The organism is Vannielia litorea (assembly GCF_900142295.1).
Classification (GTDB): domain Bacteria; phylum Pseudomonadota; class Alphaproteobacteria; order Rhodobacterales; family Rhodobacteraceae; genus Vannielia; species Vannielia litorea.
Genome location: NZ_FSRL01000001.1, coordinates 2,048,087 through 2,059,768 on the forward strand (window position 1 = coordinate 2,048,087; position 11,682 = coordinate 2,059,768).

Genomic DNA, 11,682 nt, shown 5'->3' on the forward strand with positions numbered 1-11,682 from the left:
CTCGGTCTCTCATATCATACTCGGGCGTTCACAATGTTCTGTTGATCGCCAACCTTGGGCACCTCGAGCCTGAAACTGGTCGTCTGCCCCTCGCTGACAACGGTCAACTGGCCCACCATGAACCTTCGCGATCGAAGACGCGATATGAAGTCCGAGACCAAGACCTTTGCTCCGGTCATTTGCCCGACGGAAGGGCGAGAACAACACCTGCTGAGCCTCTCTGTCGATTGCCTGTCCCTCGTTCTCCACTTCGACGAAAGTGAAATCCGACTGGCTGCCAGCGCTTATCCGCACCGGTGAACCGGGGGTTCCGTGCGTGATCGCGTTCGATAGGAGGTTGGATACAACCTGACCGATCCGGTCCGGATCGCAGCTGACCGGGTGACGCAGGTCAAGATCCGCCAAGATTTGCCGGTATCTTCGCAGTTCACTTATACGCTCCAAAGCGCCGTTGAACGCAGTTACGCGCAAACCTGAGGCAGTTTCCGCGAAGGTGCCTGCTCATATCCACAAGATCCTTGTGAGGCACTCATCAGGGGCAACTGTCGCAACTCTGCACGTTTCCATCTGAACTGGCCGAATTGTCGCGAATGGGCAAGCAACTTGAGGACTCCGGCACCGGATATCCATGGCCGAATGGTCCGACAACGGCTGCAGATCGCATCCTCAAGCGCCGACCTGCGCACAGGGCACCCCCGCCCCGAGGCACCGCGGAACGGAACCATGCCGCGCCCCACCCGTTTCATCACGGACAGTAACACTTCAAGATCCCAGCGAGGTGACCCTATGCCCCCGCAGGCCAACGGCCCGTCGAACCCTGTTTCCACACACAAATTGGGGCGGGCGTGGACCCTGCTGATGGCCGTGGTCATCGGTCTCCTGGGGATTGGCATATGCGCGGGCGGGATTTGGCTTCTGAGCCTCGGAGGCTCTGGCTACTACGCAGTCGCCGGTGCCGGGATGGTGTTGTCGGGCCTGCTCCTCTTCAGCGGCAACATCGGCGGCTTCTGGATGTACCTCCTGGTATGGATCGGAACCTGCATCTGGGCGGTCTGGGAAGTCGGGGTCGATCTCTGGCCGCTCGTGCCCCGCGTCGTCGCGCCGACCGTCCTGCTAATTTTTCTGGCCTTCTCCCTGCCCTACCTCCGGGCCGTGCGGATCTCGGCCCGCCGGGGCGGTGCCGCCCTCGCGGCCGCTCTGCTCGGCCTCTCGCTCACCCTCACCGGAGCCCCGTCCGAGGCGCAGGAGAGTGCACCCGAGTCCGAAGTGCCGCCCGCCGATCAGGCTGCAACCGAAGCCGACGCCGACGCCGACGCCGACGCCGACGCCGACGCCGACGCCGAGGCTCGAAGCACCGAACGGGAGCCAGCTGAAGAGCCCGCCCCCGTTGCGGCGCGCGGACCCGAGGTGCAGCTCTCCGTCGGCGAGGACTGGCCCGCCTACGGTGGCACCTACAGCGCCACCCGCTACTCCCCTCTCTCGCAAATCACCAAGGACAACGTGGCCCAGCTGGAGGAAGCCTGGCGCATCCGCACCGGCGACATGCCCAACGAAGGTGCCCCCTACTCCCCCGAGAACACCCCGTTGAAGGTGGGTGACAGCCTCTACCTCTGCACCGCCAAGAACATCCTCATCGCGCTCGACGCAAAGACCGGCAAGGAAGAATGGCGCTATGATCCCGGCGTCTCGGATGATGCCATCCCCTACGGCGCAACCTGCCGCAGCGTGGTGTACTACGAGGCGCCCGAAGCGGCAGAGGACGAGCTGTGCGCCACCCGCGTCATCGAGGCCACTCTGGATGCCCGGATGCTCGCCGTCGACGCCGAGACCGGCCAGCTCTGCCCGGAGTTCGGGCGCGAGGGCATCGTCGACCTGAACGAGGGCATCGGCGACACCGTGCCCGGCTGGTATGCCGTCAGCTCCCCGCCCACCGTGGTGCAGGGCGTTCTGGTGGTGGGTGCGCAGGTCAAGGACGGACAGGCCGAGGATGCGCCCTCCGGCGTGATCCGCGGCTACGATGCCGTCACGGGCGCCTTTCTCTGGGCCTGGGACATGGGCCGCCCCGGCGAAACCGGGCAGCCCCCCGAAGGCGAGGTCTACACCCGCGGCACGCCCAACATGTGGACCATTGCCGCCGGCGACGAGGAGCTGGGGCTGGTCTACCTGCCGATGGGCAACTCGTCGGTCGACTACTATGGCGGCAACCGCTCGGAGGAGGAGAACGCGTACAGCACCGCGCTGGTGGCGCTCGACGTGAACAGCGGCGAGGTCGCCTGGAGCTTTCAGACCGTGCATTACGACGTGTGGGATTACGACCTCGGCTCGCAGCCCAGCCTGGTGGACTTTCCCGGCGAGGGCGGCACCACGCCCGCCATCATCCTGCCCTCCAAGCAGGGCCAGATCTATGTGCTCGACCGGGCCACCGGCGAACCGCTACACCCCGTCGAGGAGCGCGAGGTGCCCACCGGCGGCGTGGAGCCGGAGAACCTTTCGCCGACCCAGCCCTACTCGGGCTATGCCGCGCTGAACCAGCCGCCGCTGACCGAAAAGGACATGTGGGGCATGAGCCCGCTCGACCAGCTCTGGTGCCGCATCCAGTTTCGCCGGGCCAACTACCGGGGCGAATACGAGCCGCCCTCGGCCGATCGGCCCTGGATCCAGTATCCGGGCTACAACGGCGGTTCCGACTGGGGCTCCATCGCGGTGGACACCGAGCGCGGCATCATCATTGCCAACTACAACGACATGCCCAACTTCAACCAGCTGATCCCCCGCGAACGGGCCGACGAACTGGGGCTGCGCCCGATCAGCGAGGGCGGCAACCCGCCCGCCGCGGAGGGCGCGGGCGATCCGCAATCGGGTTCGCCCTACGCGATCAACGTCAACGCGGGCTGGCGCCTGCCGACCGGCCTGCTCTGCAAGGAGCCGCCCTACGGCGGCATCCGGGCCATCGACCTGGCCACCGGCGAAACCCTGTGGGATCAGCCCATCGGCACGGCGCGCAACAACGGCCCCTTCGGCATTCCGTCCATGCTGCCGCTGCGGATTGGCACACCCAACAACGGCGGACCGTTGATCACTGCAGGTGGGCTGGTGTTCATCGCCGCCACGACCGATGACCTCTTCCGCGCCATCGACATCGAGACCGGCGAGGTGCTGTGGGAGACGACGCTGCCCGCGGGTGGCCAGACCACTCCGATGACCTACGAGGTGGACGGCGAGCAATACGTGGTGATCGCCCCGGGCGGGCACCACTTCATGGAGACCAAGGTGGGCGACCACGTCATCGCCTACAAGCTGCCCGGCATCGGGGGCTGAGATGTTCGACTGGCTGACCGGCATGGTCGAACAGGGCGGGTATTTCGGCATCGCGCTGCTGATGCTGGTGGAGAACATCTTTCCGCCCATCCCCTCCGAGCTGATCATGCCGCTGGGCGGCTACCTGGTGCAGCAGGGCAAGCTCGATCCGGTGCTGGTGGTGATCTCGGGTTCCATCGGCTCGCTGGCCGGCACCTCCCTGTGGTATCTCGCCGCCCGGAGCCTGGACCAGGCCCGCTTTCACGATCTGGTCGAGCGCTACGGCCACTGGTTCACCGTGGACCGGGAAGGCATGGAAAAGGCGGAGCGCCGGTTCGAGCGCCACGAGGGGCTCGCGGTCTTCGCGGGGCGGATGCTGCCTGCCGTGCGCACGCTCATCTCGGTGCCCGCAGGCTTTGCGCGGATGTCGCCCTGGCGGTTTCTCGCCCTGTCGGCGGCGGGCACGCTGATCTGGGTCAGCGGGCTGACCGCGCTGGGGTACGCCCTCGGCAGCCAGTACGACAAGGTCTCCGGCTGGCTCGACCCGTTCACCACCCTGCTCTTCGCAGGGGTGGCGCTGCTCTACATGGTACGGCTGCTGCGCGGAAAGGGACAGCGCCGCCCGGCGGAATGACGCCGCGCCAGGGAACTGCGCGCCTGCTCATACGTTCGTGAAGAAACGAGAGGGTCGGAGACGGAACCAGCCCGCCCACCCCCCGCACGCCGATTGCCGACGCGACAACGCCCCCTGACGGAGTCTTCCATGACGGACGCGACATCCCCGGCCAACACTTCGGGCGAACCGGAGGACACCAAGCTCAAACGGGTGATGGGGCCGGGGCTGCTTCTGCTCTTTATCGTCGGCGACGTGCTTGGCACCGGCATATATGCCCTGACAGGAGAGGTGGCCGCCGAGGTGGGCGGCATCGTCTGGCTGCCCTTTCTGGTGGCCTTCCTGCTCGCCACCGTCACCGCCTGCTCCTACCTGGAGCTGGTCACCAAGTACCCCAAGGCGGCGGGCGCGGCACTCTACACCCACAAGGCCTTCGGCGTTCACTTTCTGACCTTCCTGGTGGCCTTCGCGGTCATGTCCTCCGGCATCACCTCGGCCTCCACCGCCTCGCGCGCCTTCGCCGAGAACTTCGGCGAGAGCACCGGGCTGGGGAGCGGGGCCTTCGGGGTCACAGCCGTCAGCCTCGCCTTCATCGCCCTGCTTGCTGCGGTCAACCTGCGCGGGGTGGGCGAAAGCGTGAAGATGAACGTGGTCTTCACCTGCATCGAGCTGAGCGGGCTCGTCATCATCATTCTGATCGGTGCCTGGGCGCTGGCCGGAGGAGAGGGCGACTTTTCCCGCGCGGTCGATTTCAGTGCGGCCGAAGAGGAGGGTGGCCTCTTCTGGCCGGTGATCGCCGCCACCACGCTCGCCTTCTTCGCCATGGTGGGGTTCGAGGACTCGGTGAACATGGCCGAGGAATCCAAGAAGCCCAGCCGGATCTTCCCAAAGGTGCTGCTCGCGGGGCTGCTGATCACCGGCGTGATCTACCTGCTGGTCTCCGTCACCGCGATCGCTCTGGTCGAGGTGGAGGACCTGAGCCAGGGCGCCACCCCGCTGCTGAAGGTCGTCGAGGCGGGCGCGCCGTGGTTTCCGCTCTCGGTCTTCGGGGTCATCACCATGTGTGCGGTGGCGAACTCGGCGCTGATCAACATGCTCATGGCCTCCCGCCTGCTCTATGGCATGGCGGAAGAAAACGTGCTGCCCTCGGTGCTGGGCCGCGTGCTGCCCAACCGGCGCACGCCCTGGATCGCCATTCTCTTCACCACCGCCCTGGCCGCCGGGCTGATCGTCTTCGTCGGCGCCGTCCCCGAGCTCGGCGGCACCACCGCGCTGCTGCTGCTCGCGGTCTTCGCCGTGGTCAACGTGGCGGTGCTGGTGCTGCGCTCCGACAAGGTCGACCACGACCATTTCACCGCGCCCCTCGGCCTGCCCTGGCTCGGCGCCGCGAGTTGCGCCTTCTTCGTGGGGCCGTGGACGGGGCGCGACCCGGTGCAATACCTGATCGCGGGCATCCTGCTGGGCATCGGCGTGGTGCTCTGGGCGGGAACGGTCGCCTGGATGAAGTCGAAGGGCCAGGAGCCCGGCGGGGACGATGCCGACATGAACGAGCTGGCGCAATGACGGAGCCGTGTCCTTGATCTGTGCCGGGAGGGCATCCGCAGGCAGGGCGCTGACGGTCGTCGGCGTCGTTCTGCTGTCGGGCTGCGAAGGGCGGCAATCGGTGCTGGACCCGTCGGGCACCGATGCCCTGGCGCTCTACGATCTTGCCGTGGTGCTTTTCATCGGTGCGGTGGTGCTCTGGCTGCTCGTCGCCGCCCTCTTCATCTATGTCACGAGGATCAATCCGCGCGCCATGTCTCGACGGATGGGCGAGACCCTGATCGTGGGAGGCGGCGTGCTCTTTCCCGTGGTTCTGCTGGGTGGGCTGCTGATCTATTCACTGCCGCTGATGAGCCCGCAGCGAGAGGGTGAGGCCGGGCTGGAGGTGCGGATCACTGCCGAGCAGTGGTGGTGGCGGGTGGACTACCTGCTGGAGGACGGCACCATCGTGACCTCCGCCAACGAGCTGCGCCTGCCAGTCGGGCGACGCACCGGGTTGCGGCTGAACGCGCACAACGTGATCCATTCCTTCTGGGTGCCCGCGCTCGGCGGCAAGACAGACATGATCCCGGGGCGCGAAACATTCATGTCGCTCAGGCCCGAGAAAGCCGGCACGTTCCGCGGCCAATGCGCCGAGTTCTGCGGTGCCTCCCATGCCCTGATGGCCTTCGAGGTGGTGGCCATGGACCCCGCAGCCTTCGCGGCGTGGTTGCAGGCCGAAGCTGCCGACGCCTCGGCGCCATCCGGCCTCGAAGCCCGGCGCGGCGCGGAGGTCTTCGCCCGCGAGGGCTGCGGCGCGTGCCATGCGATCCGAGGCACCGATGCAATCGGGCAGGTCGGGCCTGACCTCACGCATGTGGGCAGCCGGGTGTCTCTGGGCGCGGGCATACTCGGCCCGACGGCGGAGGATTTCACCCGCTGGCTCGGCCACACCGAGAGCCTGAAACCCGAGGTACGCATGCCGACCTACGATTTTCTGCCGCCCGAGGACATCGCCGCCCTGGCCGCCTACCTGGAGGGACTGGAATGAGCGTACCCGAACGGATGCCCGCCCCCGAGGGCCCCTTTCCGCCGACGGAGGAAATGCTCTCGGAGCCCGTCCCGCAGGACGAGCAGGAGCGCGGCAAGGCCGAGCTGCGCGAGGCGTGGAAGACGCCGGAAGGCTGGCGCTACTGGTCGGCGGTGAACAACACCGAAGTCGGCGTCTGGTATGCGCTCACCGCCTTCGCCTTCATGTTGACTGCCGGGCTGCTGGCGCTGGCAATCCGGGTGCAGCTCGCCTTTCCCGACAGCCAGTTCCTCGACGCCGACCGCTTCAACCAGTTCTTCACCATGCATGGCTCGGCGATGATGTTTCTCTTCGCCGTGCCGATGTTCGAGGCCATCTCGATCCTGCTGCTGCCCGCCTTTCTAGGCGCGCGCGACATGCCGTTTCCGCGGCTCTCGGCCTATGGTTACTGGTGCTTCCTGATCGGCGGCATCTTCGTGCTGGGGTCGCTGCTGTTCGATGCCGGTCCCAAGGCCGGCTGGTTCATGTATCCGCCGCTGGCAACCAAGGAAGAGGGCATCGGGCCGGATGTCTGGCTGCTGGGTCTCAGCTTCATCGAGGTCGCCTCCATCGCCGCAGCCGTGGAGCTGATCGTCGGCGCGCTCAAGTGCCGCCCGCCGGGGATGCGGGTGAACATCATGCCGCTCTATGCCTGGTACGTGCTGGTCGTGGGCGGCATGATCCTCTTTGCCTTCCCGCCGCTGATCGCGGGCGATTTCCTCTTCGAGCTCGAGCGCAGCTTCGACTGGCCCTTCTTCGACCCCACCCGCGGAGGCGACCCGGTTCTCTGGCAGCACCTGTTCTGGATCTTCGGGCACCCGGAAGTCTACATCGTCTTCCTCCCCTCCATCGCCATCGCGGCAATGATCGTGCCCACCGTCGCGCGACGGCCGATGGTGGGCTACTCCTGGATCGTGCTTTCGGCCGTCGGCACCGGCTTCCTGTCCTTCGGGCTGTGGGTGCACCACATGTTCACCACCGGGCTGCCGCAGATGTCGCTCGCGTTCTTCTCGGCGGCTTCCGAAGCCGTGGTGATCCCTACCGGCATCCAGCTCTTCGCCTTCGTCGCCACGCTGATGGTAGGCCGGGTCAGGATGAGCCTCCCGATGCTGTGGATCGCCGGCGCCCTGGCGATCTTCGTGGCGGGCGGGCTGACCGGGGTGATGCTGGCGCTGGTGCCCTTCAACTGGCAGGTGCATGACACCTACTTCATCGTCGCCCATCTGCACTACACGCTCTTCGGAGGCATGGTGTTTCCGGTGATCGCGGGCGTCTATTACTTCTTCCCGTTCTTCCGCAAGAAGCTGCTCTCCGAAAGGCTGGGGCGCTGGTCCTTCTGGCTGGTCTTCACGGGCTTCAACGTGACCTTCCTGCCGATGCACATGACCGGGCTGATGGGAATGCCGCGCCGGATCTTCACCTACCCCGAAAGCTCCGGCTGGGGCTGGCTCAACCTGATCTCCTCGGTCGGTGCCTTCATCGTCGCGGCCGGCTTCGCGGTGTTCCTCTACGACCTGCTGCGCCCCAAGCACCGCCAGCCGCAGATCCCGCGCAACCCGTGGGGCGCAGGAACGCTGGAGTTTTCCCACGACGTGCCCGAGGAAGCCTGGGGCGTTCGCTCAATCCCGCATATCACCTCGCGCTACCCGCTCTGGGACCAGCCGAAGCTGGTGGAGCGGATGGACGCGGGACGGTTCTACCTGCCCGATGCGCCGGACCGGAAGCGCGAGACTATCGTTACCTCGGTGATCGACGGCAAGCCGCTCTACGTGCAGGAAGTCACCGGCCCGGCCTGGGTCACGATCCTTGCTGCAGTCTTCACGGGCGGAGCCTTCATCTTTCCGACGTTTCATATCTATACCCCTGCCATCGTCTGCGGTGCCTTCGCCATCGTCTGCGTGCTGTGGTGGCTCTGGACCGCCACCGCCCGCCCGCCGAAGAACGACATGCGCGAGGCGGGGCTGGGGCTACGCCTGCCGACCTATGCGTCGGGCCCGAACGCGGTGGGCTGGTGGGCCATCTGGATCACCATGCTCGGCGATGCCACCGCCTTTGCCTCGCTGGTCTTCGGCTATTTCTTCTACTGGACGGCCCGGCCCGACTTTCCGCCGCCCGATGCGGCGCACCCCGAGGGCCTGTGGGCGGCGCTCACCGCAGCGCTCTTGGTGCTTGCCTGGGCCGCCATCGTCACGGCAAGAGAGACCAACGTGCGCGGCCGTCAGGGCGTGGCACGCGGGTCGATCGCCTTGGCGATCTGCGCCGCCGCGGGAGGAGCCGGTGCCGCCTGGCTCGCGGTGGCCGACCTCTCGCCCACCTCTCATGTCTACCCGGCCATGCTCTGGGCCCTCATGGTCTGGCTGGTCGCGCATGTCGGCGCGGGGGTGGTCATGCAAGGCTACTGCCTCGCCGGATCCTTCTTCGGCAAGCTCACGCCCAAGTACGACGCCGACCTGCGCAACGTCACTCTCTTCTGGCACTTCATCGCGCTGAAGGCCCTCGTGGTGAGCGCGGTCCTGGGGCTCGCGCCGATGGTGCTGTCATGAGCGACGTCGAGCAGCGGCAGGAGAGACGCGAGTTCCGCGCGGAATTTCACAGCCTCTGGCGGATCACCTTCTGCCCGGCGATCTGGGCGCTGCATTTCACCCTCAGCTACTGTGCCACGGCAATCGTCTGCGCCAAGGGCGGCTCGGTCGAGATGCTGCGGCTGGGCATCGGCTTCGGTACACTCGTCGCGCTGGCGGCCATCGCCTGGCTCGGCTGGCGCTCCTGGAGGCAGTGGGACCTGCTGAACGACAGGGAATGGGAGAACGACGCCGGAAGCAGCGAGGACCGTCACCAGTTTCTTGGTCACGCGGCGTTTCTGCTCTCGATCATCTCCTTCATCGGCGTCGCCTACGTGGCCCTGCCCGCCCTGCTGATCGGGAGCTGCCGGTGAGCCGGGTGGCGGGATACGCGGGCCTTGGCCTGTTGGCGGCGCTCTGGCTCGTGCCGCTCGGCCCCTGGCTCGGAGCCGATTTTCCGCACCACATGCTGCGCCACATGGGGCTGGTGGCGGTGGTGACACCCCTGCTGGTGATCGGCTTCCCGCGCCTGTCTGCACCCTTCGCCTTCTCTCCGCTGGCCGGGGCGGTGGCCGAATTCGTCGTGGTCTGGGGCTGGCACCTGCCGGGCCTGCACGGACTGGCCGATGCCGGCGGGCTTGCGCTGGTGGCCGAGCAGGGCAGCTTCCTTCTGGCCGGGTTGCTGGTCTGGGCCGGGGCGCTCCGCGGCGGCAGCCCCCTGGCCGGCGCCGGCGGGTTGCTGCTGACCTCGATGCACATGACCCTGCTCGGCGCACTGATCCTGCTGGCCCCTCGCGATCTCTACGCCGAAATCTGCGGCCGTGCTCCCGACCTCGACGCCCAGCAGCTCGGCGGCCTGCTGATGCTCGGGATCGGCACGCCGGTCTATCTCGTCGCGGGCCTCGCGCTGACCGCCCGCGCCCTCGACCTCGGAAAGGCCACCGCATGAGAACCGCCCTTAAGCTCCTCGCCGCCCTTGCCGCGCTCGGCCTTCTCGCCGGAGCGACCGTGGTCGGCTTCGGGCTCTACAACACCTCCGCGCGGCAGGGGCACTGGCCGGGAGTGGGAGCGGTGATGCATACCACCTTCAAGCAGTCCGTCCGCCTGCGCGCCCCGGGGGAAGAGGCGGTGCCGGACGATCTTGCCGCCCCCGACCGTATTGCCCTGGGCGCCCTGCACTACCAGTCGGCCTGCGCCTTCTGTCACGCCGTGCCCGGCATCCCGCGGAGCGCCACCGCCCTCTCGTTGAACCCGCAACCTCCGCACATCTCCGAGGCGGTGCAGGCGTGGGAGCCCCGTCACATGTTCTGGATCGTGCGCGAAGGCGTGAAGATGACAGGCATGCCCGGGTGGCCCGCCGACGGCCATGACGACGAGATCTGGTCGGTCGTCGCCTATCTCGAAGCGGTGAAGGGCATGACACCGGAGGACCAGCGTGCCCTGACCGGCGCGCGGCTTGGCCGGAGCGGCTGCACCGCGTGCCACGGCGAGGGCGGGCGAAGCACCAACAGCTTCGTGCCACGCCTCGACATCCTGACCAGCGACGAGATCGTGGCTGCCCTGTCTCACTACAGCGCAGGCAGACGGCCCAGCGGGATGATGCAGGAGGTCGTCTCGCGTCTGGATGACGAGGACATTGCCGATCTGGGCCGCGAGTTCGGCGCGGCGGAGCGCCCCTCTGCGTCCCTCCCGCCCGGCTCGGACGAGCCCGGCATGGAGCTTGCCACGCGGGGGACCGCCTCGGTGCCGGCTTGCATCGCTTGTCACGGCCCCGGTCGCCAGTCCGGCGCCGCCCCTGCCCCGGCCATTGCGGGCCAGTCACGGGACTACATCGCGATCCAGCTGCGGCTTTGGCGGGATGGAAAACGCGACGGCGGGCCACGGGCGGAACTGATGCGCAAATCCGCGCGCGCGCTCACCGATGGCGATATCGAGGCCCTCGCCGACTGGTTCTCGTCACTGGATCAGGTTTCCGCGAACTAGCCGGGCTCCTCCCGTTGATCCCGTTCCGCCCTCGCCCGCCCGGATGACCCAGAGCCACACGTCCTCGCCGTCCCAAGGGAACACAGCATCGTGATTCACGTTGAACCCGCATGGAACCCGCACAAACATGGCTATCCGAACCGGACCGGCTGCTGCACATCGCTGCATCCTGCCTGGTTTTCTATGTCTATGTGGTGGCGCTGACCCGCATCAGCGGGAAGCGGACCACGGGCAACATGAACAACTTCGACTGGATCATCACCGTGGCCATCGGCTCGATCATGGCCTCGGGCATTCTGCTGAGAAACGTCTCGATGCTGGATGCACTCGTGGCCGTCTCCGCGCTGGCGGCGCTTCAGTGGCTCACGACCTGGGCCGCGCTGCGCTCGCGCCGGTTTGCGCGTCTGGTCAAGCCGCAGCCCCGGGTGCTGCTGGAGAACGGCCGGTTCCTTCCCCGAGAGATGGCCATGGAGCGCGTGACCGAGGACGAGTTGAGCGCCGCCATGCGCAGGGCCGGCCTTCGGGGCCGGCAGTTCGCGGCATGGATCGTGATGGAAACGAACGGACAGCTCTCCGTCATACCCGCTACGGATGAAGGCGACCCTCCGCGAGGACTGCTCTCGGACGTCGCGAAATAA

Annotated in this window: 10 protein-coding genes; 9 read left to right on the forward strand and 1 reads right to left on the reverse strand. The window is 67.1% G+C overall.

All coding sequences use genetic code 11. The features are described 5' to 3' along the window. Positions 1-9: 9 nt before the first annotated feature. Positions 10-471, reverse strand: a complete 462-nt coding sequence (locus BUR94_RS21115; RefSeq protein WP_074256131.1) for a sensor histidine kinase — start codon at positions 469-471, stop codon at positions 10-12. Between the two features lie 387 nt (positions 472-858). Here BUR94_RS21115 and BUR94_RS10145 point away from each other — a divergent pair, with 387 nt between their 5' ends. From BUR94_RS10145 to BUR94_RS10185, 9 genes are all read left to right on the forward strand, one after another. Next, positions 859-3,318 (forward strand): membrane-bound PQQ-dependent dehydrogenase, glucose/quinate/shikimate family, encoded by a 2,460-nt coding sequence (locus BUR94_RS10145; RefSeq protein WP_074256132.1) that lies wholly within the window; start codon positions 859-861, stop codon positions 3,316-3,318. Between the two features lies 1 nt (position 3,319). Next, positions 3,320-3,931, forward strand: coding sequence for a DedA family protein (locus BUR94_RS10150; protein WP_074256133.1), 612 nt, complete (start codon positions 3,320-3,322; stop codon positions 3,929-3,931). Positions 3,932-4,060: 129 nt separating this feature from the next. Further along, on the forward strand, positions 4,061-5,473 hold the full coding sequence (locus BUR94_RS10155) for an APC family permease (RefSeq protein ID WP_074256134.1): 1,413 nt from the start codon (positions 4,061-4,063) through the stop codon (positions 5,471-5,473). Positions 5,474-5,486: 13 nt separating this feature from the next. After that, positions 5,487-6,482, forward strand: coding sequence for a cytochrome c oxidase subunit II (locus BUR94_RS10160; RefSeq protein ID WP_245794426.1), 996 nt, complete (start codon positions 5,487-5,489; stop codon positions 6,480-6,482). Further along, complete coding sequence (ctaD, locus tag BUR94_RS10165) at positions 6,479-9,043, forward strand: cytochrome c oxidase subunit I (RefSeq protein ID WP_074256135.1); 2,565 nt, start codon at positions 6,479-6,481, stop codon at positions 9,041-9,043. The genes BUR94_RS10160 and ctaD overlap by 4 nt, the downstream gene beginning before the upstream one ends. Next, the gene (locus tag BUR94_RS20910) at positions 9,040-9,435 is read left to right on the forward strand and encodes a hypothetical protein (protein WP_074256136.1); all 396 of its coding nucleotides are present in this window, start codon (positions 9,040-9,042) and stop codon (positions 9,433-9,435) included. Before ctaD ends, BUR94_RS20910 begins: the two co-directional genes overlap by 4 nt. Next, positions 9,432-10,010 (forward strand): cytochrome c oxidase assembly protein, encoded by a 579-nt coding sequence (locus BUR94_RS10175; RefSeq protein WP_245794428.1) that lies wholly within the window; start codon positions 9,432-9,434, stop codon positions 10,008-10,010. The genes BUR94_RS20910 and BUR94_RS10175 overlap by 4 nt, the downstream gene beginning before the upstream one ends. Then, positions 10,007-11,044, forward strand: a complete 1,038-nt coding sequence (locus tag BUR94_RS10180) for a c-type cytochrome (protein WP_074256137.1) — start codon at positions 10,007-10,009, stop codon at positions 11,042-11,044. Before BUR94_RS10175 ends, BUR94_RS10180 begins: the two co-directional genes overlap by 4 nt. 110 nt (positions 11,045-11,154) lie before the next feature. After that, entirely contained in the window at positions 11,155-11,682 is a 528-nt protein-coding gene (locus tag BUR94_RS10185) for a DUF421 domain-containing protein (RefSeq protein WP_074256138.1), read from the forward strand.